The sequence below is a fragment of the Thermococcus sp. JCM 11816 genome (assembly GCF_055396515.1).
The window spans coordinates 1,011,413-1,033,358 of record NZ_AP043741.1 but is presented as its reverse complement, the minus strand read 5'-3'; the positions used below and the strand labels follow the sequence as shown (position 1 = coordinate 1,033,358).

Annotated in this window: 25 protein-coding genes; 16 read left to right on the top strand and 9 right to left on the bottom strand. The window is 52.2% G+C overall.

The features are described 5' to 3' along the window. Positions 1-5: 5 nt before the first annotated feature. A complete protein-coding gene (locus tag ACZ5TN_RS05820; RefSeq protein ID WP_011251249.1) occupies positions 6-716 on the top strand; it encodes an anaerobic ribonucleoside-triphosphate reductase activating protein in 711 nt (236 codons plus the stop codon). Positions 717-737: 21 nt separating this feature from the next. On the opposite strand, the gene pth2 is transcribed toward ACZ5TN_RS05820, so the two are convergent. The 3 genes from pth2 to truD are packed head-to-tail and all read right to left on the bottom strand — an operon-like array spanning position 738 to position 3,126. Further along, the gene (gene pth2 / locus ACZ5TN_RS05815; protein ID WP_011251250.1) at positions 738-1,094 is read right to left on the bottom strand and encodes a peptidyl-tRNA hydrolase Pth2; all 357 of its coding nucleotides are present in this window, start codon (positions 1,092-1,094) and stop codon (positions 738-740) included. Positions 1,095-1,106: 12 nt separating this feature from the next. Further along, a complete protein-coding gene (locus ACZ5TN_RS05810) occupies positions 1,107-1,826 on the bottom strand; it encodes a phosphoglycolate phosphatase (RefSeq protein WP_464917400.1) in 720 nt (239 codons plus the stop codon). Positions 1,827-1,875: 49 nt separating this feature from the next. Beyond that, complete coding sequence (gene truD / locus ACZ5TN_RS05805; protein WP_464917399.1) at positions 1,876-3,126, bottom strand: tRNA pseudouridine(13) synthase TruD; 1,251 nt, start codon at positions 3,124-3,126, stop codon at positions 1,876-1,878. A gap of 162 nt (positions 3,127-3,288) precedes the next feature. Between truD and thsB the strand changes: the two genes are divergently transcribed. The 4 genes from thsB (at position 3,289) to ACZ5TN_RS05785 (ending at position 7,263) form a co-directional block, all read left to right on the top strand. Then, on the top strand, positions 3,289-4,929 hold the full coding sequence (gene thsB, locus ACZ5TN_RS05800) for a thermosome subunit beta (protein ID WP_464917398.1): 1,641 nt from the start codon (positions 3,289-3,291) through the stop codon (positions 4,927-4,929). A 413-nt stretch (positions 4,930-5,342) separates the two neighbouring features. Next, entirely contained in the window at positions 5,343-5,663 is a 321-nt protein-coding gene (locus tag ACZ5TN_RS05795) for a hypothetical protein (protein ID WP_464917397.1), read from the top strand. 51 nt (positions 5,664-5,714) lie between these two features. Then, positions 5,715-6,599, top strand: a complete 885-nt coding sequence (locus ACZ5TN_RS05790; RefSeq protein ID WP_464917396.1) for an ABC transporter ATP-binding protein — start codon at positions 5,715-5,717, stop codon at positions 6,597-6,599. Further along, complete coding sequence (locus tag ACZ5TN_RS05785; protein WP_464917395.1) at positions 6,583-7,263, top strand: multidrug transporter; 681 nt, start codon at positions 6,583-6,585, stop codon at positions 7,261-7,263. Before ACZ5TN_RS05790 ends, ACZ5TN_RS05785 begins: the two co-directional genes overlap by 17 nt. 216 nt (positions 7,264-7,479) lie before the next feature. On the opposite strand, the gene ACZ5TN_RS05780 is transcribed toward ACZ5TN_RS05785, so the two are convergent. After that, the gene (locus ACZ5TN_RS05780) at positions 7,480-8,832 is read right to left on the bottom strand and encodes an RsmB/NOP family class I SAM-dependent RNA methyltransferase (RefSeq protein WP_464917394.1); all 1,353 of its coding nucleotides are present in this window, start codon (positions 8,830-8,832) and stop codon (positions 7,480-7,482) included. Positions 8,833-8,912: 80 nt separating this feature from the next. Here ACZ5TN_RS05780 and ACZ5TN_RS05775 point away from each other — a divergent pair, with 80 nt between their 5' ends. From ACZ5TN_RS05775 to ACZ5TN_RS05755, 5 genes are all read left to right on the top strand, one after another. After that, positions 8,913-9,185, top strand: coding sequence for a hypothetical protein (locus tag ACZ5TN_RS05775; RefSeq protein WP_011251255.1), 273 nt, complete (start codon positions 8,913-8,915; stop codon positions 9,183-9,185). Continuing rightward, the gene (locus tag ACZ5TN_RS05770) at positions 9,169-9,645 is read left to right on the top strand and encodes a PIN domain-containing protein (protein ID WP_011248955.1); all 477 of its coding nucleotides are present in this window, start codon (positions 9,169-9,171) and stop codon (positions 9,643-9,645) included. The genes ACZ5TN_RS05775 and ACZ5TN_RS05770 overlap by 17 nt, the downstream gene beginning before the upstream one ends. Next, positions 9,642-14,657 carry a DNA polymerase gene (pol, locus tag ACZ5TN_RS05765; protein ID WP_464917393.1) on the top strand — a complete coding sequence of 1,672 codons (5,016 nt, stop codon included), beginning with the start codon at positions 9,642-9,644 and terminating at the stop codon, positions 14,655-14,657. Before ACZ5TN_RS05770 ends, pol begins: the two co-directional genes overlap by 4 nt. A 69-nt stretch (positions 14,658-14,726) precedes the next feature. After that, the gene (locus ACZ5TN_RS05760) at positions 14,727-15,374 is read left to right on the top strand and encodes a M48 family metallopeptidase (protein ID WP_011248957.1); all 648 of its coding nucleotides are present in this window, start codon (positions 14,727-14,729) and stop codon (positions 15,372-15,374) included. Beyond that, positions 15,320-15,760, top strand: coding sequence for an NfeD family protein (locus tag ACZ5TN_RS05755; RefSeq protein ID WP_464917392.1), 441 nt, complete (start codon positions 15,320-15,322; stop codon positions 15,758-15,760). Before ACZ5TN_RS05760 ends, ACZ5TN_RS05755 begins: the two co-directional genes overlap by 55 nt. Here the strand turns inward: ACZ5TN_RS05755 and ACZ5TN_RS05750 are convergent. Then, positions 15,720-16,166, bottom strand: coding sequence for a hypothetical protein (locus tag ACZ5TN_RS05750; protein WP_464917391.1), 447 nt, complete (start codon positions 16,164-16,166; stop codon positions 15,720-15,722). The genes ACZ5TN_RS05755 and ACZ5TN_RS05750 overlap by 41 nt on opposite strands. 60 nt (positions 16,167-16,226) lie before the next feature. Here ACZ5TN_RS05750 and ACZ5TN_RS05745 point away from each other — a divergent pair, with 60 nt between their 5' ends. Then, entirely contained in the window at positions 16,227-16,655 is a 429-nt protein-coding gene (locus ACZ5TN_RS05745) for a CoA-binding protein (protein WP_054840150.1), read from the top strand. Positions 16,656-16,792: 137 nt separating this feature from the next. On the opposite strand, the gene ACZ5TN_RS05740 is transcribed toward ACZ5TN_RS05745, so the two are convergent. From ACZ5TN_RS05740 to ACZ5TN_RS05730, 3 genes are read right to left on the bottom strand one after another with little or no spacing between them, the layout of a single operon-like run. Next, on the bottom strand, positions 16,793-16,987 hold the full coding sequence (locus ACZ5TN_RS05740; RefSeq protein WP_464917390.1) for a PIN domain-containing protein: 195 nt from the start codon (positions 16,985-16,987) through the stop codon (positions 16,793-16,795). Between the two features lie 53 nt (positions 16,988-17,040). Beyond that, positions 17,041-17,256 (bottom strand): hypothetical protein, encoded by a 216-nt coding sequence (locus ACZ5TN_RS05735; RefSeq protein ID WP_011248962.1) that lies wholly within the window; start codon positions 17,254-17,256, stop codon positions 17,041-17,043. 40 nt (positions 17,257-17,296) lie between these two features. Continuing rightward, the gene (locus ACZ5TN_RS05730; protein ID WP_464917389.1) at positions 17,297-18,397 is read right to left on the bottom strand and encodes a DNA methyltransferase; all 1,101 of its coding nucleotides are present in this window, start codon (positions 18,395-18,397) and stop codon (positions 17,297-17,299) included. Positions 18,398-18,484: 87 nt separating this feature from the next. Here ACZ5TN_RS05730 and ACZ5TN_RS05725 point away from each other — a divergent pair, with 87 nt between their 5' ends. From ACZ5TN_RS05725 to ACZ5TN_RS05715, 3 genes are read left to right on the top strand one after another with little or no spacing between them, the layout of a single operon-like run. Then, positions 18,485-19,735: a tetratricopeptide repeat protein gene (locus tag ACZ5TN_RS05725; protein WP_464917388.1), complete on the top strand. Its 1,251-nt coding sequence runs from the start codon at positions 18,485-18,487 to the stop codon at positions 19,733-19,735. Further along, positions 19,736-20,020: a hypothetical protein gene (locus ACZ5TN_RS05720; protein WP_054840153.1), complete on the top strand. Its 285-nt coding sequence runs from the start codon at positions 19,736-19,738 to the stop codon at positions 20,018-20,020. Between the two features lie 5 nt (positions 20,021-20,025). Continuing rightward, positions 20,026-20,448 (top strand): secondary thiamine-phosphate synthase enzyme YjbQ, encoded by a 423-nt coding sequence (locus ACZ5TN_RS05715; protein ID WP_464917534.1) that lies wholly within the window; start codon positions 20,026-20,028, stop codon positions 20,446-20,448. Here the strand turns inward: ACZ5TN_RS05715 and ACZ5TN_RS05710 are convergent, their stop codons facing one another. Continuing rightward, positions 20,449-21,006, bottom strand: coding sequence for an Era-like GTP-binding protein (locus ACZ5TN_RS05710; RefSeq protein WP_011248967.1), 558 nt, complete (start codon positions 21,004-21,006; stop codon positions 20,449-20,451). A 49-nt stretch (positions 21,007-21,055) separates the two neighbouring features. On the opposite strand from ACZ5TN_RS05710, the gene ACZ5TN_RS05705 reads away from it, so the two are divergent. Both ACZ5TN_RS05705 and ACZ5TN_RS05700 read left to right on the top strand, forming a co-directional pair. Next, positions 21,056-21,367: a GTP-binding protein gene (locus ACZ5TN_RS05705; RefSeq protein ID WP_464917533.1), complete on the top strand. Its 312-nt coding sequence runs from the start codon at positions 21,056-21,058 to the stop codon at positions 21,365-21,367. Positions 21,368-21,369: 2 nt separating this feature from the next. Beyond that, positions 21,370-21,927: an HD domain-containing protein gene (locus ACZ5TN_RS05700; protein ID WP_011248969.1), complete on the top strand. Its 558-nt coding sequence runs from the start codon at positions 21,370-21,372 to the stop codon at positions 21,925-21,927. Positions 21,928-21,946 lie beyond the last annotated feature (19 nt).

Sequence of the window (21,946 nt, the reverse complement as noted above, 5' to 3'; positions counted from 1 at the left end):
GTTCCGTGCTCACAAGCGGCTGGAAGAGCGTCAGCATGGTCGATGTACACGGGAAGGTGACCTTTACCCTCTGGCTCTGCGGCTGCAATCTGAAGTGCCCTTTCTGCCACAACTGGCTGATAGCGGAGGGTAAGGAGTGCTTCCCCCTCGATAGAGGTGCTCTCCTCGGCGACTTGTCCTCAAGCTCCTTCCTAGTGGACTACTTCCACATAACCGGCGGCGAGCCACTGATGCAGTGGGCCGAGCTGTCATCCCTGCTCGCGGAAGCCAAGGAACTCCTCCCCATCAGTCTCAACACCAACCTCACGCTCTTGAAACCCCTGGAGAGACTCCTGAAGGCGGAGCTGGTTGACCACATAGCGACCGACCTGAAGGCCCCTCCTGCTGAGCTCTACGGCCTCCCAGGGGAAGCATCAAAGCGCCTCTGGGAGCTTTTCCTTATGGGCCTTGAGTTAATCTCGGACTACGGCATCCCCTTGGAGCTAAGGATACCCGTGGCCAGAGGGCTCGACCAGTGGCCGTGGATAGAGGAGGGGCTTAAGCACGTTGACACGGACTTTTACGCTGTCCTGAACCCCCTCGTGGGCCCACCTTTGACCAGCCCCAGAAATGGAGCCTGGTGCTCGGAGCACTGCTGGCCTGAGAGAGAAGTGGAAGGTCTGAAGGAGAGGCTGGGAGAAATTGGGATTAGAACCTACGTGAACCGCTTTGCTTGACTTTTTCATTTCCTTTTTGAGTCACAGGAGCTTTAAGTGCCCAGTCACCTTGTCCACGACCTCTTCTGGCCCGGGCCCGATGGCGAGAACCGTTACAGTCCCGGGTGGAATTTCCGTCAGCCCTGCGTCCTTTATCAGGGCCGTTGGAAGTCCGAGCTTCTCTGCCTCCGCTTTCAGCTTAAACAGCTCCTCCAGGTTTTCAGCCTTGACGACGACCTTCTTCTGTCCCTCGTGGAACCATGCCTTGAACCACTCGGGCTTTTCCTTCTGGGCTTTTATCGCGGCAGTAACGGCCCCGTGGGCAACCTGGACGGCGAACTTCCCCTTGCTGAGCTTGAGGTCTTTTCTAGCCACTATAACCTGCTTGTACTTGAACATGACAACCACCCTTCAGGTCTTTTCTTCGGGGAGATATCCGAACTTTCTCAAGATGTGCTCTATGGCCTCCGCACCTCCTTCCCCATAGGGCTTAGTCGTCACGTAGTCAGCTTTTTCCTTGAGGCTTTCTGGGGCCTGTGCAACTGCAACCCGATAACCAACGACTCCAAATGCGTCGAGGTCGTTTTCCCCGTCACCGATGTGGGCGACTTCCTTTGGCGAGATGCCCAAATACTCGCAGGCCTTCTCTATCCCGGTCCCCTTGTTTATCCAGGGCTTCTTTATGTGGATTGCAAAACCAGAATCAACGGCGATGAGATTGAGTCCAAGTTCCTTTATGAGCTCCCTCACGGCTTTCACAGGAACAGTCCTGAGCACGACGAGGCCGGCTTTCCTCTCGGGCATTGAGAAGCTCAAGAGAGCCTCGGGATACCTCTTTTTCAGCTCGCCCCAGAGTATCCACTCCTCGTCCATGTTGGTCAGGTAGACCCTCTTTCTGAGCTTTCCTTCCTTAATCGAGAGCGCTCCCCCGTCCTCTCCAACAACGGGTCCGCTCGTCCCTATTAGTATCGCCGCCGCCTCCCCGAATTGGACTGTGTTTCCTGTAACCAGCATTACGGGTACTCCAAGGCTTTCTGCGAGCCTTATTGCCTTAAGGGCCTTCTCGTGAAGACGCCGGTCGGGATAGGTTATCGTGCCGTCTATATCGACAGATATTGCCTTTATTGTCATTTATCTCACCCGGAAAATGAGGGAGAAGCTCCCAATAAAAGGGTTCCCATCAGTGATCTTTCATGATTTCCCTGAGAACGCTCGTGGCGTATGTTCCCTTCGGCAGGAAGAAGCGGAAGCACATTCCCTCCTCCTGGATGTACCCATAGGCCATCCCCATGGGCCTCAGTAGGAGCTCTCTTCTCCCGCCAGGTTCGGCCATAGGCTTCGGCAGCCTCCTGAAGGTTTCGAGGCTTAGGCCCTCTTCCTCAAGTATTTCTTTCTCAAGCTCTCCTGGAAGGCCCTTTGCCCTCCTCATCGCGAACCCAAAGAGCGGACCTGAAACCATAGCTTGGTTCTTCCTTACCTTTTCCCTCACGAACTCAAGGTTGGTCTCAGTTACGCGGTAAGTCCTGTCCCTGTATGGAATTCCTCCCTTGACCTGCACCACTATGTCACCGACGAGGGGTTCGTTCAGGGGCAGGCCCTCTTCAATCCTCCTCGAGAGGTAGAGGTTGAAGAGGTAGCTCTGGTAGGCGTGGATGAATATGCGCATTATTGGGAGCGGAAGGCTGAGAAATGCCCTCTTCCAGTTCCCAGTATCTTTGTACCTGTGGAGGAGCGTTCTTTCATACCTCAGAAAGCCCGGGAACTCCTCAAGCGCCCTATCAACGTCTCCGGTCTCCCAGAAGTTCTTTCTGGCTTCATCTCCTTCCATGCTTCCATCGTGCGCCCCTAAGAAGAGCCTCGCAGCTCCTTCAAAGTCCCCCTGAAGGAGCAGTTTGCCTATTATGTGGTTTACTACCCTCCTTTCTCCGAACCTCTGGTAGCCGAAGTAGTTGGGGAAGCCGCCCTTCTCTCTGAGCTCCCGCACTATTTCCTTAGTCCTATCAAAGGCATCTTCGCTGACATCTCTAACTATTATCCTGAACCTGTTGCCGAGAAGATGTCCGAGCTTGATGAACCTGCCGTAGGAGACGAAGCGCAGTTCAATGTCCCTGATACTCACCTGCTCAACCCTTTCCCTGGCCTCGGCCGGCACGCTTATGTACTGGTAGGTGACCGCGTGCCTGTCCTTCGTTCCAGCGAAGCCGATTTCCCTGTAGTTTATCCCTGCCCTCTTGGCTATTTCCTTCACTGCCGCCATCGTCTCCCAGTTCCGCTTCTTGAGGAGGAAGATGGCGTACTTCCTTCCTTCAAAGATTGAAGGGATAGGCTCTTCTATTACAATGAAGTCCTCGGGGTAAATTTTTATCTTCCCGCCTATCCCAGGCTTCTCGCTGAGGTGCTTGAATTGGGAGAAGAACTCGCGGTAGTCCATCCCTATCACCGCTCTATCGTTCCCGTTGCCATTGCGGTGGTTGGCTTTTAATCATTACCGAAAACTTTATAAATAGCACAAAAGAACAATAGCGCGGAAAACACGAATTGTAACTAAAACTCATCCACCCTCAAAAACAAAAAAGGGTGGGGGTGAGGGGAGATGGCCCAGCTTGCAGGCCAGCCAGTTGTTATTCTACCTGAGGGAACTCAGAGGTACGTTGGAAGGGACGCCCAGAGGCTCAACATTCTTGCTGCCAGGATTATAGCCGAGACGGTTAGAACCACCCTTGGACCAAAGGGAATGGACAAGATGCTCGTTGACAGCCTCGGCGACATCGTCATCACCAACGACGGTGCAACCATTCTCGACGAGATGGACATCCAGCACCCTGCTGCTAAGATGATGGTTGAGGTTGCTAAGACTCAGGATAAGGAGGCTGGTGATGGTACTACTACTGCGGTTGTTATTGCTGGTGAGCTTCTGAGGAAGGCTGAGGAGCTTCTCGACCAGAACATTCACCCGAGCATAATCATCAAGGGCTACGCCCTCGCAGCAGAGAAAGCCCAGGAAATACTCGACGAGATAGCCAAGGACGTTGACGTCGAGGACAGGGAGATTCTCAAGAAGGCCGCGGTCACCTCCATCACCGGAAAGGCCGCCGAGGAGGAGAGGGAGTACCTCGCTGAGATAGCAGTTGAGGCCGTCAAGCAGGTTGCCGAGAAGGTTGGCGAGACCTACAAGGTCGACCTCGACAACATCAAGTTCGAGAAGAAGGAAGGTGGAAGCGTCAAGGACACCCAGCTCATAAAGGGTGTCGTCATCGACAAGGAGGTCGTCCACCCAGGCATGCCGAAGAGGGTCGAGGGTGCTAAGATCGCCCTCATCAACGAGGCCCTTGAGGTCAAGGAGACTGAGACCGACGCCGAGATCAGGATCACCAGCCCGGAGCAGCTCCAGGCCTTCCTTGAGCAGGAGGAGAAGATGCTCAGGGAGATGGTCGACAAGATCAAGGAGGTCGGCGCGAACGTCGTGTTCGTCCAGAAGGGCATTGACGACCTTGCCCAGCACTACCTGGCCAAGTACGGCATAATGGCAGTCAGGAGGGTCAAGAAGAGCGACATGGAGAAGCTCGCCAAGGCCACTGGAGCTAAGATCGTCACCAACGTCCGCGACCTCACCCCGGAGGACCTCGGTGAGGCCGAGCTCGTCGAGCAGAGGAAGGTCGCCGGCGAGAACATGATCTTCGTCGAGGGCTGCAAGAACCCGAAGGCAGTGACAATACTCATCAGGGGCGGTACCGAGCACGTCGTTGACGAGGTCGAGAGGGCCCTCGAGGATGCCGTCAAGGTCGTCAAGGACATCGTCGAGGACGGCAAGATCGTCGCCGCCGGCGGTGCTCCGGAGATCGAGCTCAGCATCAGGCTCGACGAGTACGCGAAGGAGGTCGGCGGCAAGGAGCAGCTCGCCATCGAGGCCTTTGCAGAGGCCCTCAAGGTCATTCCGAGGACCCTCGCCGAGAACGCCGGTCTCGACCCGATCGAGACCCTCGTTAAGGTCATCGCCGCCCACAAGGAGAAGGGACCGACCATCGGTGTTGACGTCTTCGAGGGCGAGCCGGCCGACATGCTCGAGCGCGGCGTCATCGCCCCGGTCAGGGTTCCGAAGCAGGCCATCAAGAGCGCCAGCGAGGCCGCCATAATGATCCTCAGGATCGACGACGTCATCGCCGCCAGCAAGCTCGAGAAGGACAAGGAGGGCGGCAAGGGCGGTAGCGAGGACTTCGGAAGCGATCTCGACTGAAGTCTCTAATCTTTTCTCCTCTTTTGGCCCATTTTAGCTGATTCTGGAAATTAGAGCACTTTTTATACATCACAGGCAACATTTTTGGTTAACTATCAAAAATCATATGAACCTTAAACGCTATACTCCGAAATAACGGTTGTAGAAGGGGGCAAGCGGGAGGCAGAGATATGAACTCTCAGTTAAAACGTCCTCTGGCAGCTTTTTTCATCCTTTGGGCACTCTTATCGGCCGCTTGCATTCAGGATAACCAAAAAACGACCGACACAATCACTAAGCCTTCATCTAATCCCCCTTCCTTTCCCCAAGACCTTTACTACACCGGAAACCTCTCTCTCGAAATAAAAGCTCCCGAATGTTCCTCGGGAGAATTTAACGTAAGTGTAAAGCTATCAAACGTTGGAAACACTACAGTGGCGATACTACCACCCACACCATTCATTGTTCTCACTTTCAAGCTCTACGCCCAGAACGGAAGCGAAATGAGGTACAAGGGGCCGGTTACTACATATCTCCCCTTCAAGAACTCTGACCTGATAGTCCTCAGACCGGGTGAGTTTTATGAACGAGAAATAGTGCTCAATACGGACTACTGGCTGGCGGGCAACGGAACTTACAAACTCGTTGCTATCTACGACTCACGGGAGATACGTGCAGAAGTCAGCGTTCCAATTTGGAGGGGCAAGCTGAAGGAGTTTACCTGGATAACCTTTGGGGAGTGCGCCCAAAACTGAATCTCATTCCCCTCTCCAAAAAACTTTTTTATTGGGCTTCGCCTAAACCTCTTGTATGCCCGCCATCAAAGCGGAGAACATCTCAAAATCCTTCGGCTCAAAGCGCGCCCTCGATGGCGTGTCCTTTTCCATAGAAGGGTCAGGATAGTTGGAATAATAGGCCCCAACGGTGCCGGAAAGACCACCCTGATCAGAATCCTCACTGGTCTTTTGAGGCCCGATTCTGGGAGGGTGAACCTCTTCGGGAGAGAACCTGGGAAAGCCAGGGATCTGTTCGCCCTCCTGCCCCAAGATGTTAGGGCCCACTTCTACACGCTCACGCCGAGGGATTACGTCTACCACTACCTCAGGATGCGCGGGCTTTCAAAGGGGAAGGCAAGGGAGAAGGCCGATGAAGCGATGGAAGCCTTCGGGATAACGTATGCGGATGAGCTCTTTTCAACCCTTTCCGGAGGGATGGTTAGACGGGCCCTTCTGGCCATGGTTCTCTCCGCTGATGTTCCGCTTTACTTCCTCGACGAACCTACCATCGGCCTCGACGTCCAGAACAGGCTCAGGCTGTGGGAAACCCTTCGCGAGAGGGCTGAGGAAGCCACCATAGTCCTCACGAGCCACTACCTAAACGAGATATCGAGCGTCTGCGACAGGGTGCTCCTCCTCAAAGCTGGGAAGATTGTAGCCGACGGCAGACCGGAGGAGATAGCGCGGGACTACCTCAGCGGGTTTACATCGAAGATCGTGGCTTTTGAGGGAGTTTCCCTTGGGGGCTTCTTCCTGAGGAGGGCCGGGAGGAAGGCCTACATCTACGCACGCTCCAAAGCGGAGGAGAGGGAAATAATCGAGAGGCTTGAGGAGCTTGGGATTCCCTTCAGGAGGGAGGAGGTAACCATAGAGGACGTCTTCCTGGTCGGTGGTCTCGATGATGGCGCTGGTTGAGTACTACGCGAGAGCCCTAACCAAGGGAAAGTTCGCACTTGTGAGCTTTGCTCTTCAGCCACTCTCTTTCATCTTCATAGTCTACGTCGTGAGCGGCGGGAGGTTCCTTGACAGGGCTCTGGCGGGAGCGATAGTGAGCTTCATAGCTGGCGTCGGCATAGCCGACCTCTCCATCGAGCTCGTGGGCATGAAGGCCCGTTCGAAGTTCTACGACATAATTATGTCTCTCCCCGGTGGAAACTGGAGAAAGGCCCTTGGAATATCCATTGGGATGAGCATTCCAGCCTTTCCCCACGTCACCCTCCTAACGTTCCTGCTCTCGTGGCGTCTCCGATTGGAAGCAATACCCGGAATCTTGTTTGGAATAGTTTCTCTCTGGCTCTGGAGTGCTGGAGTTGGCTTCCTCATGGGGGTCAAGATAAAGGAACCGCTGACTGTGATGAGGCTCTCCAACTTGACCGTCACGGCCCTAACGGTCTTTCCACCTGTGTATTATCCCGAAAGCGTTCTTCCTGATAAAATCGCCGTGGCGATGAACTTTCTCCCAACGGTGAGCGCGGCCAAGCTGATGACGGGAGGTGGTGGAAGCGCTTTTCTGATCTCTCTTTTCTGGACAGTTTTCGGAGCGCTCCTCCTCTGGAAGTTCAGAGGGTTTGAAGATTAGAACCTCCCTCACCCCGCGATGTTGTTAAGCTTCAAAGCAATCCAATTTTGCTATGGGGACGTGTTCAGAGGTATCGTTCTTGTGTCGAACGACCGGATCATGGTCAGAGCAATAAAGAATCGCGCCAGGGCCTTCTGTCCGCTTGGAAGGCTTGAAAAACTAAAACAAACCTTGAAATTCTCACATAGTTCTCCCCAGTCTCCTTTCTAAGCTGTTCTACCTCTTCAGCTTCGCTATGAAGAAGCTGTTGCAGTCGTGCCTGTGCGTCCAAGCCCTGAAAACCTTATCCCCAATCTCCAAGAAGCCATGATCACCCCAGCTGAAGGGATAGTCCGCCAGTTCAAGACCCACCCTGCTGATTGCAAACAGAACGTTCTCCTCGTCCTCGTCAATCCTGATTGAGCAGGTAGAATAAGTCATCTCACCGCCTTCTCTGAGGTTCTCGTAGGCGTTCCTCAGCATGTTCCTCTGGACGCTGATAATCTTCTTTATCTTCGCCTCGTCGAAGCGCCACTTCACCTCTGGAAACTGGCGGTATGTTCCTGATGACGAGCAAGGGGCGTCGAGGATTATCTTATCGAACTTCTTTTTATCTCTGAAGCTCTGGCCGTCGGCGTGGACGAAGCGGACGTTCTTAACGCCAAGAACCTTCGCCTTCTCCTTCATGCGCATAAGCCGGTCGTAGGAGTAGTCAACGGCCACAATTTCTCCTTTGTTCTCCATCAGCGCCGCGGCGTGGAAGGTCTTTGAGCCAGGAGCTGCCGCCAGATCGAGCAACCTCTCCCCAGGCTCTGGAGAAAGGACATGAGCGACGTAAGCTGAAGCCAAATCCTGGATCACGAACTTGCCCTCTTTGTACCAGTCAAGCCTCGTGACCGGTGTTTTGTACTCAAGAACCTTTAAAACGTCTGGAACTGGGGTTAGTGCAGTCCTAACGCCGTTCTCCTCAAGGTAGTCGCGGAGGGAATCAATGTCCGTCTTTAGCGTGTTGGCCCTCACGTAATACCTCTGGGGCCGGTTGTTGCTGAGGAGGAGCCTTACGGCCTCGTCGTAGCCGAAGAGGTTTATAACGTACTCCACATACCAGCGGGGGTGGGAAAAGCGAACGGAGAGCCACTCAATTCTGTCCTTCTCTTTGAGTCTCTTTAAGGCCCTCTCTACGTCGAACTTCTCTATCTCGTGCATTAGAGCGTTGACGAACTTGGCTTTGGAGAAGTCGAACTTCTCCTTTACAACCCTGACTATCGAGTCCGTCGCCACAGCGGGCGGCACTTTGCGGAAGTGTATTTCGAAAGTCCCTATACGGAGAAGGTTCGCAAGATAGGGGTCGAGGTCTTCAACCTTTGAACCCTTGAGAACTGAGTTTATTATGAAGTCTATTTTCGCGCGCCACTTCTCGATCTCGAAGACGTAAGCATGCGCCAAACCGCGCGCCTTCTCGCGGCCTCTTCCGGCTACCTTCTTAAAGACCCTCTCAAGGGCGTGCTTCGATGACAGCTCACGCTCCTCCACAAGCATGAGCGCATCGGCCACAACTTCCTGAAAGCTCACGCGGTAAAACAGCTCCATGAGAGGGCCTTTGAAAGTTGGCTTAAAAAGGTGGCGGTGAAGTTTATTAGGTTAAAAGTCTACCTATTGTAGGTGAGAGTATGGAGGAGATAGACCGCATTGTGTTCAGCTTTCCCCTGTTCAAGGATTATCGCGAAAAGGAGCGGTTCCTCAAGGTAGTTGGTCTTCTGGTAAGTCATCAGATAACCTTTGAGAAAGCCGCCCAACTGCTCGGGATTAAGCTTGAGGAGCTCTCGTTTCTCCTCGACAAGCTCGGAGTCGAATACTCTTTCCTTGACGAAGAAGAGGCCGAGCTTGAGATCGAGGAAATAAGAAGAGTAAGGGAGGAGCTGAAGCGTGAGGGTCGTCTTTAATTCCTCTCCGATTATTGTCCTCGGGAAACTTGGCTACCTTGAGAAGGCAGTTGAACTTTTTGGCGAGGTTTTCATCCCCAAAGCAGTGGCCGATGAAATCAACGTGAGAGAAGATGAAGTTACTTCACTGCTCTCCCGGCTCATTGCAGAGGGCAAAATATCCTTAGAAACTGTCGAGGATACGTCTCCATTCGAATATCCTGGACTCCATGCAGGAGAAATTGAAGTTATTGGTCTGGCTAAGAGGCTCAACGCGGTAGCTATCCTGGATGATCTAAAAGCCAGAAAAGCCGCAAGGCTTGAGGGCCTGCGGGTTATGGGGACGGTTGCAGTTTTGCGCCTACTCAAAGATGCCGGTTTTATAACGGAGAAAAATGGGGAGCTATTACGATCTCTCCTTGATGTGGGGTTTAGAATAAAGCCTGGATTGTTCTACAAGATTATGGGGGATGAAAGATGATCCTCGACACTGACTACATAACTGAGAATGGAAAACCCGTCATAAGGATTTTCAAGAAGGAGAACGGCGAGTTTAAGATTGAGTACGATAGGACTTTTGAACCCTACATTTACGCCCTCCTGAAGGACGATTCTGCCATTGAGGAGGTCAAGAAGATAACCGCCGAGAGGCACGGAACGGTTGTAACGGTTAAGCGGGCTGAAAAGGTTCAGAAGAAGTTCCTCGGGAGACCAGTTGAGGTCTGGAAACTCTACTTTACTCACCCTCAGGACGTCCCAGCGATAAGGGACAAGATACGAGAGCATCCAGCAGTTATTGACATCTACGAGTACGACATACCCTTCGCCAAGCGCTACCTCATAGACAAGGGATTAGTGCCAATGGAAGGCGACGAGGAGCTGAAAATGCTTGCCTTTGATATCGAGACGCTCTACCATGAGGGCGAGGAGTTCGCCGAGGGGCCAATCCTTATGATAAGCTACGCCGACGAGGAAGGGGCCAGGGTGATAACGTGGAAGAACGCGGATCTGCCCTACGTTGACGTCGTCTCGACGGAGAGGGAGATGATAAAGCGCTTCCTAAAGGTGGTCAAAGAGAAAGATCCTGACGTCCTAATAACCTACAACGGCGACAACTTCGACTTCGCCTACCTAAAAAAACGCTGTGAAAAGCTTGGAATAAACTTCACGCTCGGAAGGGACGGAAGCGAGCCGAAGATTCAGAGGATGGGCGACAGGTTTGCCGTCGAAGTGAAGGGACGGATACACTTCGATCTCTATCCTGTGATAAGACGGACGATAAACCTGCCCACATACACGCTTGAGGCCGTTTATGAAGCCGTCTTCGGTCAGCCGAAGGAGAAGGTCTACGCTGAGGAGATAGCTACAGCTTGGGAGAGCGGTGAAGGCCTTGAGAGAGTAGCCAGATACTCGATGGAAGATGCGAAGGTCACATACGAGCTTGGGAAGGAGTTTTTCCCTATGGAGGCCCAGCTTTCTCGCTTAATCGGCCAGTCCCTCTGGGACGTCTCCCGCTCCAGCACTGGCAACCTCGTTGAGTGGTTCCTCCTCAGGAAGGCCTACGAGAGGAATGAGCTGGCCCCGAACAAGCCCGATGAAAAGGAGCTGGCCAGAAGACGACAGAGCTATGAAGGAGGCTATGTAAAAGAGCCCGAGAGAGGGTTGTGGGAGAACATAGTGTACCTAGATTTTAGATGCCATCCAGCCGATACGAAGGTTGTCGTCAAGGGGAAGGGGATTATAAACATCAGCGAGGTTCAGGAAGGTGACTATGTCCTTGGGATTGACGGCTGGCAGAGAGTTAGAAAAGTATGGGAATACGACTACAAAGGGGAGCTTGTAAACATAAACGGGTTAAAGTGTACGCCCAATCATAAGCTTCCCGTTGTTACAAAGAACGAACGACAAACGAGAATAAGAGACAGTCTTGCTAAGTCTTTCCTTACTAAAAAAGTTAAGGGCAAGATAATAACCACTCCCCTTTTCTATGAAATAGGCAGAGCGACAAGTGAGAATATTCCAGAAGAAGAGGTTCTCAAGGGAGAGCTCGCTGGCATACTATTGGCTGAAGGAACGCTCTTGAGGAAAGACGTTGAATACTTTGATTCATCCCGCAAAAAACGGAGGATTTCACACCAGTATCGTGTTGAGATAACCATTGGGAAAGACGAGGAGGAGTTTAGGGATCGTATCACATACATTTTTGAGCGTTTGTTTGGGATTACTCCAAGCATCTCGGAGAAGAAAGGAACTAACGCAGTAACACTCAAAGTTGCGAAGAAGAATGTTTATCTTAAAGTCAAGGAAATTATGGACAACATAGAGTCCCTACATGCCCCCTCGGTTCTCAGGGGATTCTTCGAAGGCGACGGTTCAGTAAACAGGGTTAGGAGGAGTATTGTTGCAACCCAGGGTACAAAGAACGAGTGGAAGATTAAACTGGTGTCAAAACTGCTCTCCCAGCTTGGTATCCCTCATCAAACGTACACGTATCAGTATCAGGAAAATGGGAAAGATCGGAGCAGGTATATACTGGAGATAACTGGAAAGGACGGATTGATACTGTTCCAAACACTCATTGGATTCATCAGTGAAAGAAAGAACGCTCTGCTTAATAAGGCAATATCTCAGAGGGAAATGAACAACTTGGAAAACAATGGATTTTACAGGCTCAGTGAATTCAATGTCAGCACGGAATACTATGAGGGCAAGGTCTATGACTTAACTCTTGAAGGAACTCCCTACTACTTTGCCAATGGCATATTGACCCATAACTCCCTGTACCCCTCAATCATCATCACCCACAACGTCTCGCCGGATACTCTCAACAGGGAAGGATGCAAGGAATATGACGTTGCCCCCCAGGTCGGTCACCGCTTCTGCAAGGACTTCCCAGGATTTATCCCGAGCCTGCTTGGAGACCTCCTAGAGGAGAGGCAGAAGATAAAGAAGAAGATGAAGGCCACGATTGACCCGATCGAGAGGAAGCTCCTCGATTACAGGCAGAGGGCCATCAAGATCCTGGCAAACAGCATCCTACCCGAGGAATGGCTTCCAGTCCTCGAGGAAGGGGAGGTTCACTTCGTCAGGATTGGAGAGCTCATAGACCGGATGATGGAGGAAAATGCTGGGAAAGTAAAGAGAGAGGGCGAGACGGAAGTGCTTGAGGTCAGTGGGCTTGAAGTCCTGTCCTTTAACAGGAAAACTAAGAAGGCCGAGCTCAAGAGAGTAAAGGCCCTGATTAGGCACGATTATTCTGGCAAGGTCTACACCATCAGACTGAAGTCGGGGAGGAGAATAAAGATAACCTCTGGCCACAGCCTCTTCTCGGTGAGAGACGGGGAGCTCGTTGAAGTTACGGGCGATGAACTAAAGCCAGGTGACCTCGTTGCAGTCCCGCGGAGATTGGAGCTTCCTGAGAGAAACCACGTGCTGAACCTCGTTGAACTGCTCCTTGGAGTGCCAGAAGAAGAAACTTTGGACATCGTTATGACGATCCCAGTCAAGGGTAAGAAGAACTTCTTTAAGGGGATGCTCAGGACTTTGCGCTGGATTTTCGGAGAGGAAAAGAGGCCCAGAACCGCGAGACGCTATCTCAGGCACCTTGAGGATCTGGGCTATGTCCGGCTTAAGAAGATCGGCTACGAAGTCCTCGACTGGAACTCACTTAAGAACTACAGAAGGCTCTACGAGGCGCTTGTCGAGAACGTCAGATACAACGGCAACAAGAGGGAGTACCTCGTTGAATTCAACTCCATCCGGGATGCAGTTGGCATAATGCCCCTAAAAGAGCTGAAGGAGTGGAAGATCGGCACGCTGAACGGCTTCAGAATGAGCCCGCTCATTGAAGTGGACGAGTCGTTAGCAAAGCTCCTCGGCTACTACGTGAGTGAGGGGCATGCGAGAAAGCAGAGGAACCTCAAAAACGGCTGGAGCTATAGCGTCAAGCTCTACAACGAAGACCCAGAAGTACTGGACGATATGGAAAGACTCGCCAGCAGGTTTTTTGGGAAGGTGAGGCGGGGCAGGAACTACGTTGAGATACCGAAAAAGATGGGCTACCTGCTCTTTGAGAGCCTGTGCGGTGTTCTGGCGGAGAACAAGAGGATCCCTGAGTTCATCTTCACGTCTCCAATAGGGGTTCGGCTGGCCTTCCTTGAGGGCTACTTCATCGGCGATGGCGACGTCCACCCGAACAAGAGGCTTAGGCTTTCAACGAAAAGCGAGCTTTTAGCGAACCAGCTCGTCCTCCTCTTGAACTCGGTGGGGGTCTCTGCTGTAAAACTTGGGCACGACAGCGGCGTTTACAGGGTCTATATAAACGAGGAGCTCCCGTTCGTAAAGCTGGACAAGAAAAAGAACGCCTACTACTCACACGTGATCCCCAAGGAAGTCCTGAGCGAGGTCTTTGGGAAGGTTTTCCAGAAAAACGTCAGCCCTCAGACCTTCAGGAAGATGGTTGAAGATGGAAAGCTCGATCCCGAAAAGGCCCAGAGGCTCTCCTGGCTCATTGAGGGGGACGTAGTGCTCGACCGCGTTGAGTCCGTTGATGTGGAAGACTACGATGGTTATGTCTATGACCTGAGCGTCGAGGACAACGAGAACTTCCTCGTTGGCTTTGGGTTGGTCTATGCTCACAACAGCTACTACGGTTACTACGGCTATGCAAGGGCGCGCTGGTACTGCAAGGAGTGTGCAGAGAGCGTAACGGCCTGGGGAAGGGAGTACATAACGATGACCATCAGAGAGATAGAGGAAAAGTACGGCTTTAAGGTAATCTACAGCGACACCGACGGATTTTTTGCCACAATACCTGGAGCCGATGCTGAAACCGTCAAAAAGAAGGCGATGGAGTTCCTCAAGTATATCAACGCCAAACTCCCGGGCGCGCTTGAGCTCGAGTACGAGGGCTTCTACAAACGCGGCTTCTTCGTCACGAAGAAGAAGTACGCGGTGATAGACGAGGAAGGCAAGATAACAACGCGCGGACTTGAGATTGTGAGGCGCGACTGGAGCGAGATAGCGAAAGAGACGCAGGCGAGGGTTCTTGAAGCTTTGCTAAAGGACGGTGACGTCGAGAAGGCCGTGAGGATAGTCAAAGAAGTTACCGAAAAGCTGAGCAAGTACGAGGTTCCGCCGGAGAAGCTGGTGATCCACGAGCAGATAACGAGGGATTTAAAGGACTACAAGGCAACCGGTCCCCACGTTGCCGTTGCCAAGAGGTTGGCCGCGAGAGGAGTCAAAATACGCCCTGGAACGGTGATAAGCTACATCGTGCTCAAGGGCTCTGGGAGGATAGGCGACAGGGCGATACCGTTCGACGAGTTCGACCCGACGAAGCACAAGTACGACGCCGAGTACTACATTGAGAACCAGGTTCTCCCAGCCGTTGAGAGAATTCTGAGAGCCTTCGGTTACCGCAAGGAAGACCTGCGCTACCAGAAGACGAGACAGGTTGGTCTGGGAGCCTGGCTGAAGCCGAAGGGAACTTGACCTTTCCATTTGTTTTCCAGCGGATAACCCTTTAACTTCCCTTTCAAAAACTCCCTTTAGGGAAAGACCATGAAGATAGAAATCCGGCGGCGCCCGGTTAAATACGCTAGGATAGAAGTGAAGCCAGACGGCAGGGTAGTCGTCACTGCCCCCGAGGGGTTCAACGTTGAGAAGTTCATAGCAAAGAACGCCGCCTGGCTGGAGGGGAAGCTGGCCCAGATTGAAGGTCTGAAAGAGCTTGCAGAGTCGGGCTTTCCCCTGAACGGCGAGTTCTACAAGGTCATACACGGAAGGAGGGCGAAAGTTCATGACAGCTTTAGGACCGTTGTTCTCCCCCCTTATCCCGAAGACATGCGGGAAGAACTGAAAAGGCTTCTCCGGCCGGAGATATTTGGGCTTATTGAAAAATACGCAGGAAAAATGGGAGTATCCCCCGGCAAGGTCTTCATCCGTTCGCAGAGGACAAGGTGGGGCAGCTGTTCTGGAAAGGGCAACCTGAACTTCAACCTTCGCCTGATAGCCCTTCCGCCGGAGCTCAGGGAGTACGTTGTCGTCCACGAGCTTGCTCACCTTAAGCACAGAAACCACTCAAAGGCCTTCTGGAGCCTTGTCTCCCGCTTCTACCCGGACTACCGCTCCGCAAGGGAAGAGCTGAAGAAGTGGTGGAGCATTCTGGAGCTGAACCCGTACTGGCGGTGGCTGGAGGGAAGGGAGTGACGCTGAAGGGAGTTTTAAAGCTCCTCCTTCTTTCAGCGGACGAAATAGCTGTCGCGGTCTTTATCTTTGTAGTTCTCCCCGGATTTGGGGTTGATGTGCCCTTGAAAGTATCCGTTCCACTTTTGGTGCTCCTGCTCCTCAAGGATATTTTAATCGCCCCATACGTCCTCGGAGGCGGACTCGAAAAGAGGCCTTTAACTGGCCCTGAGGCTTTGATAGGGATGGAGGCGGTGGTCGTTGAAGACCTATCTCCAGAGGGTATCGTCAAAGTTGGGAACGAGCTGTGGAGAGGGGTCTGCTTAAACGGAAGGGCCAAGAGGGGAGAAAAAGTCAGGATCGTTGGATTCAGGGGGAACCTCCTACTGCTGGAACGCCCAGAGTCCTGAGAACCTCTGCCAGCTCTTCGGGCCTGTTGGTGGTGAATGAGATGCTCCAGCCTTTAGTTCTTTCAATGAGAACGCAGGCCTTCCCTGGGTAAGTGTAGTGTATCGTCCCGCTGCAGCTCATCCAGCCCTCTGAAATTCTGACGAGCTTTATCTCGTCGAGCCGGATCGTCTTTCTGGCGAGGAGACCGAGGGCACTTCTGATTTTCAGTCTCTCCTCATCCACTTCAATCTTTAGCTGCATCAGGTCAAGGGCTATTGCCACAAACGGGAGGAAGAGAACGAGGAGAAACGTCACGTCTTCGCCCGTCATGTATGAAGCTCCTATTCCTATGGTCATTCCTAGGAAGGCTGGGAGCATTATGAGGAGCATCTTCCAGCTCCTGACGGTCTCGGAGTAGATGGCCACCACCGAGGGATTTTCCACTACCTCTTTAAAGCCCTTTTCCAAAGGTTACCAGGTGATAAGATGGTTCGGATAATGCCCGTTGACAGGCTGAGCGATGAGGAGGTAAGAGAAATTCTCACAAAGCACCGGAAGATAGCGCTCGTCGGCGCCTCACCAAAGCCGGAGCGCGATGCTAACGGGGTCATGCGCTATCTCCTCGAACACGGCTATGAGGTCTATCCCGTGAACCCGCGCTACGATGAGGTTCTCGGGAGGAAGTGCTATCCTAGCGTTCTTGACATCCCGGATGAGGTTGAAATCGTTGACCTCTTCGTTAGGCCAGAGTTCACTATGGACTACGTGGAACAGGCGATAAAGAAGGGTGCGAAGGTGGTCTGGTTCCAGTTCAACACCTACAACAGGGAGGCGTTCAGGAAAGCGAAAGAAGCGGGCCTTACAGCAGTCGCTCACAGGTGCATAAAGCAGGAGCACGAGAGGCTTATCGGGTAATTCCAAGGAGCTCAAGGAGTTCTTTGGTGTTCAGCACATCGATCTCCTTTATTTCCTTCAGTCTCTTGTCGTTGTTCCACAGGGGGCTTTTACTTTTAGGGCCAGTGCCACAAAGTCAGCGTCATCTTTGTCGGGGGTTATTCGAGTGCTAGAGGTATGAACTCGGCGTAGAACCCCTCGTTTACGAATATGACATGCTCTTTAAGAACGGACAGTATCTCCTCGAACTCTTTCTCTCCGATCTTTGCTTTTTTCAGGACTTCGTCCCTGTGCTCGTGAAGCTCTTCCAGTGCAAACTCGGGACTTATAAGTCTCCCCGATAGCAAGAACACGAGCTCTCTGGTTACTGTTGATTTCCCCGAAGAAAGAGAATAGCACGTTCGTGTTAACTACGAGAAGAATATCTTCTCTCAAGGTACTCGCCCCTTCCCATTTTCGCCTTCCGTCCGAGTTCTATTGCATCCTCTTCTGAGAGTTCGGAGTTCTTGAGCATCTCATTGAGCCTTGCGAGGGTTTTCAGTCTCTCCGCGATAGTCTTTGCTATCAAATCGGCCAGCTTTTCGTCCACACTCGGGGGGACCTTGACCACTATGTCTCCCACGCTATCACCGCTCTTACTACGCCGCTCTGCTTATAACGGTTTATCCTCTATACCTCAGCACGTGGATGTCCCTGACAACTCTGTGCCTCTCCTCGTAGTCAAGGTATCTTCCGAGAACCTCAAAGCCGAGCTTCCCGAGCCACTTCCTTTCCTTCCGGTATATTCCACCGCCGCTCAGCTTGTAGGCCGGGAAGACAAAGACAACCTTTCCGTTTCTTTTCAGAACGTCGGCAAAGCTCTCGAAGACCGAATAATAGAAGCGGTCGAGCTCGTTGGCCAGCTTTATGGCCTCGCCCCTACTCGGGTGTCTTTTGAGGGGCTTTCCGAGGTAGGGTTCGGTGACTATCGCATCGAATCTCTGTCTAAAACACTTCTTCAGCTTTCTGGCGTCGCAGACTTCTAAGTGAGCCGAGTTTTTGAGCCGGAACTCTTTCCTCAGCCAGGTGAGATTCTTCTTGGCATCCCTGATCTGCCCCTCGTCGCGGTCGCTCCCGTAGGCAGTAAGCCCCTGAAGAACGAACTCCTGAACCACCGTTCCAATGCCGCAGAACGGATCCAGGAAGCTCCCCTTTCTAACCTCCGTCAGGTTCACCATTATCCTTGCCAGTCTCGGCGGAATCGAGAGGATGGGCTTCTGGACGGGCCTCTCGACGTCGAGCTTCTTCAGCTCGAAGGGGTCCGTTACTCTGATCGTCTCGCCGACGAGGAAGCTCCCGTCTTCCCTGAACAGAAAGACGAAGTCCTTAACCTCCGGAAAGCCCTTGAGGATGAGCTCCGCGGGCATGGCATATGTTTTTGCGGGCTTGAAGAACTTAGCTGATCCCTTCTCTTTGAACCTCTTCTTTATCTCACTTCCGAGCTTGCGCCAGAGCTTCCAGTCGCTCTTCCCGTAGAGACTGACCGTAAAAAGCCTGGAGTACTCCAGCTCCTCCAGAGCCTCTTCTCCCTCCCCAACTATCCTGACGAGCTTGAGAGAACCGCCTATCCACCGGAAATATCTCTCCACCGAAGGCTTGGATTCAAAGACTATCCAGTTATGCTCTTCCTCAATCGATTTAACTTTTAGTCCGAATCTTCTCCCGAAAGAGTAAAATTCAGCACGGCTGAGCTCTGAATTCTTTCCTAAGATTACTCCATACATGGATTGCGCTTTGAGTAAGCTTTTAAAAAGGTTCCGCGTAAATATAATTGGGATTTAATCAAAAACATGAGTCCACGGTGACCACCTATGCTGACGGTTGAGGTTCTTAAATCAGCTGACATCATACCTGATCCATATACGCGCGCGGTAACCTATTCCAGGTTAGGTGAGACGCTTGTGCGCAGGAAGGATCCCCTTTATAAGGAGGCGTTTTTGAAGGCGTTTGACGCGTTGAACGATATAAACGATCCCGAACTTCTACTCAGGGCAACCCTAGCCATAGGGTACCACATGGGAAAAGCTGGGATCAAAGCGTACTACAAGGTGTTTCTGAGGGTGGTTGAAGATTCCTCTGCTTTATCTCCTCCAGTTAGAGACGAAATTTTAGCACTTGCCGTCAGGTACCTAGTGGGCCTCGGGAACCTCGGACAGGCCGTAACACTCGCGACGGAAATTTCGGATAAGAAACTTGCACAGGCCACTCTCTTCTCCATAGTCCGGGCGGGGAGCAGGTTAATTCAGGACAGCTCCCTAAAGGCGGCCTACAAGCTCAGGAAAATCAAGCTGGCGCTTGAGTATATAACTGACGAGCCATATCGCTCAAAGGCCCTGATAGAGCTGGCAAAGGCTTTTATTGCGGTGGGGAGTTATGAGAGGGCGCTGGCCACGATTAGGGAAATAGAATCCCCAGATTGGGCTAAGGTTGCCTTCAAGGAACTTACCTTTAGTTTGGGCAGGATGGGCGTCATAGACAAGTTCATAAGCGGGCTTTCTGAGCTGGCGGATGATTTCAGCTCGCGTTTTGGTGCCGATTTTGTTGTGGAGCTTGCAGAGGCTTTTCTGCTTGCTGGGAAACCGGATATTGCCGTTGGAATGCTCCGCAATCTTGATGATTCAGTTCAGGTGATCTCTGAAGTTGCACTTGAGGTTCTGGACAAAAATCCCGCGGTTATTCCGGGTTTTCTTGAAGTTCTCTCCGATGATGAGGCACGTATCGTTGGAAAGTTGTTGATGGATAAAATCCTTGAGCATCCGACAAAGGCCCTTGAGGAAGTTGTCAAGGCCGTGGCGAGGAGGGTTAGATCAGAAGCCATGTGGGTAAAGGTCGCCAGGTACTACACTCTGCTGGGGGACGTTGAGACGGCTAGAAATATCGGGGTTGTACTCCAGAATCCCAAGCTCCGCTCGATAGTTCTTGCGGACGTTGCCAGAAGCTACTTGAAACAGAACAAAATAGAAGAGGCTATAGATGCCGCCCTCGAAGTCAGGGACAGGAAGTTTGCTTCATTACTAATGTCAGAAATACTGGTTAGGGCACTGAGCGTGGGGGGAACCTGAATGGAAGTTATCCGTCTGCTGAAGAGAAAGTCCCAAGACAAGGTTGAGTTCGTGCGCGATCTGGTAGTTTTTATGGCTTCTCCCGACGTTGATTTTTCCCATGAGGTTCTGTTTAAGGACGCCGTTGATGAGATATACTCAATCCTGAGGGAGGAAGTCATTGAAAATGGGAACAAAGAGCTAGCCAGCGCGTATGAAAAAGCTGTCCTGCTTAAGGCCGTTGTTTTTGGAGAGGAAACTGATCCGAAAAAGCTCCTTAAGGGCATTCTCGAGGAGCTGAGGTGATTGAGATGCTGTATGAAATACCCATATCGACGAAGGAGAGGCTCCAGATAATAGATATAACGGACGAAGTTCAAAAAATGGTTTACAAATCAAAGGTGAAGCACGGCATAGCGGTTGTTTTCACACACCACACGACGACAGGCCTCATGATAAACGAATATGAGAGCGGCCTAATCGAGGACTTCAAGGCCAAGATGAAGGAGCTGATCCCGAAGGGTGCCGGCTACTCCCACGACAGGATAGACAGCAACGCCCACGCCCACCTCAGGGCTTCCCTGCTCCTGAACCCGGAGGTCGTCATACCCATAGACCAGGCCGAACTCCAGCTGGGAACTTGGCAGAGGATTCTTTTCGTCGAGCTTGACGGCCCGAGGCACAGGCGGGTCTACGTGATGGTCTGCCCGTGCCCCGAGTTTCCGGAGGAGTGATTACACGTACTGGGCCATGTAGGCTATCCTCTCAAGCAGTTCATTAAAGCCCTCGTAGGTAACCAGCGACAGTGCTATCGGCTCCTGCTCAAGTCTCTTCTTTATGATTTCCCTCAGTTCCTCGACGCGCTCCCGCGGAACGAGGTCAATCTTGTTGATAACCACTATTATGGGCTTCTCGTAGCGGAACTTCAGCATATGGTGGAGCTTCTCCATCCCCCTATGAAGGCCGACCGTCGCGTCAACCATGTGGATAATGATGTCGGCCGAGGTTATCTCATTGATTATTTCGCGGAATTTCTCCTCGCTCAGAACCTTTCCTCTGAGCTCCCTCTCCGGGTCAAAGAGACCGGCAGTGTCAATGAGAACGAACTCGTCGGCTCCACCGTAGGGGTTCTTCATGCCCTTGGGTATCTTAAGCTTTCCAAAGCGCCGCCGGATGACTCCCTTTGTTGTCCCCGGCAGGTTCTCGACTTCACTCACTTTCCCACCGATGAGAGCGTTCATAAGCGTTGATTTGCCAACGTTCTCAGCACCTATAATCGCAACCTTTATCATACCACCACCCATAAAGTGGTAGAGCGGACGGGATATAAAGGTGATGAGCATGAAGAGGATCAAGCTGGGCCATCACTATTATTACGTTGTAACCCCCGACGACCTCTCAACGAGAAAATTTAGGGGAAAAAACATCGTTCTTGAGGGGGTCGTGGAGGACAAGCCTCTCGTGGAGTTCCTCCCGATGGAGCTCCCCAGCTGGAGGACAACGTTCAAGATCCACGGGTTCTCCGTCGAGTTCGCGGGAAGTCCGTGCGTTGGAAAAGGGGACACCGTGAAAGTCTACGGCCGCTTTGTTGGAGACAGAATAATAGCGACCGCCATCGAGACCGAAAGGGCCATCTTCACCACGGAGGAATGACCATGCTGGGGCTTTTCATTGAGCTCGGTAACCTGAAGAAGCTGAAGAGGACAGGCTGGGTTCTGAGGGGCGTTCCAAATCCGGAGAGCATAGCCGACCATTCCTTCAGGGTGGCTTTGATAACTTTCTTCTTGGCAGACGAGCTTAAAAAGAGGGGCGTTGAAATCAACCCCGATAAAGCCGTTCGAATAGCCCTCCTCCACGACATTGGGGAGGCGAGGATAACAGATATCCCCCAGCCGGCCCTCAAGTACGTGGACAAGTCCGAAGCGGAAAGAAAGGCCGTTGAAGACCTTCTGAAAACCAGTCCGCTTCCCGAAGAATACTACCAACTCTGGCTTGAGTATGAGGAGGGGAGCACGCTGGAAGGCCGGCTCGTCAGGTTCGCCGACAAGCTTGAAATGCTAATCCAGGCCCTTGAGTACGAGTCCGCCGGGGCTTCAGGCCTCGACGAGTTCTGGAATGTCCTTGAGAACCTCAGGAGTAGCGAGTTCTACGGGCATTTCAAAGATATAGTTGACGGCCTCGAAGACATGAGAAAACAAAAGCGTTTGCTTTAATTCTTTTGTTTACCCAAAA

What these genes read in the sequence shown, in the direction of transcription:
- ACZ5TN_RS05760 (WP_011248957.1), top strand. Translation starts at nt 14,727, where the DNA reads ATGAAGATAGAAATCCGGCGGCGCCCGGTTAAATACGCTAGGATAGAA.
- ACZ5TN_RS05725 (WP_464917388.1), top strand. Translation starts at nt 18,485, where the DNA reads ATGCTGACGGTTGAGGTTCTTAAATCAGCTGACATCATACCTGATCCA.
- ACZ5TN_RS05710 (WP_011248967.1), bottom strand. Translation starts at nt 21,006, where the DNA reads ATGATAAAGGTTGCGATTATAGGTGCTGAGAACGTTGGCAAATCAACG.
- thsB (WP_464917398.1), top strand. Translation starts at nt 3,289, where the DNA reads ATGGCCCAGCTTGCAGGCCAGCCAGTTGTTATTCTACCTGAGGGAACT.
- ACZ5TN_RS05785 (WP_464917395.1), top strand. Translation starts at nt 6,583, where the DNA reads ATGATGGCGCTGGTTGAGTACTACGCGAGAGCCCTAACCAAGGGAAAG.
- ACZ5TN_RS05775 (WP_011251255.1), top strand. Translation starts at nt 8,913, where the DNA reads ATGGAGGAGATAGACCGCATTGTGTTCAGCTTTCCCCTGTTCAAGGAT.
- ACZ5TN_RS05780 (WP_464917394.1), bottom strand. Translation starts at nt 8,832, where the DNA reads ATGGAGCTGTTTTACCGCGTGAGCTTTCAGGAAGTTGTGGCCGATGCG.
- ACZ5TN_RS05700 (WP_011248969.1), top strand. Translation starts at nt 21,370, where the DNA reads ATGCTGGGGCTTTTCATTGAGCTCGGTAACCTGAAGAAGCTGAAGAGG.
- ACZ5TN_RS05730 (WP_464917389.1), bottom strand. Translation starts at nt 18,397, where the DNA reads ATGTATGGAGTAATCTTAGGAAAGAATTCAGAGCTCAGCCGTGCTGAA.
- ACZ5TN_RS05720 (WP_054840153.1), top strand. Translation starts at nt 19,736, where the DNA reads ATGGAAGTTATCCGTCTGCTGAAGAGAAAGTCCCAAGACAAGGTTGAG.
- truD (WP_464917399.1), bottom strand. Translation starts at nt 3,126, where the DNA reads ATGGACTACCGCGAGTTCTTCTCCCAATTCAAGCACCTCAGCGAGAAG.
- pol (WP_464917393.1), top strand. Translation starts at nt 9,642, where the DNA reads ATGATCCTCGACACTGACTACATAACTGAGAATGGAAAACCCGTCATA.
- ACZ5TN_RS05810 (WP_464917400.1), bottom strand. Translation starts at nt 1,826, where the DNA reads ATGACAATAAAGGCAATATCTGTCGATATAGACGGCACGATAACCTAT.
- ACZ5TN_RS05715 (WP_464917534.1), top strand. Translation starts at nt 20,026, where the DNA reads ATGCTGTATGAAATACCCATATCGACGAAGGAGAGGCTCCAGATAATA.
- ACZ5TN_RS05745 (WP_054840150.1), top strand. Translation starts at nt 16,227, where the DNA reads ATGGTTCGGATAATGCCCGTTGACAGGCTGAGCGATGAGGAGGTAAGA.
- pth2 (WP_011251250.1), bottom strand. Translation starts at nt 1,094, where the DNA reads ATGTTCAAGTACAAGCAGGTTATAGTGGCTAGAAAAGACCTCAAGCTC.
- ACZ5TN_RS05705 (WP_464917533.1), top strand. Translation starts at nt 21,056, where the DNA reads ATGAAGAGGATCAAGCTGGGCCATCACTATTATTACGTTGTAACCCCC.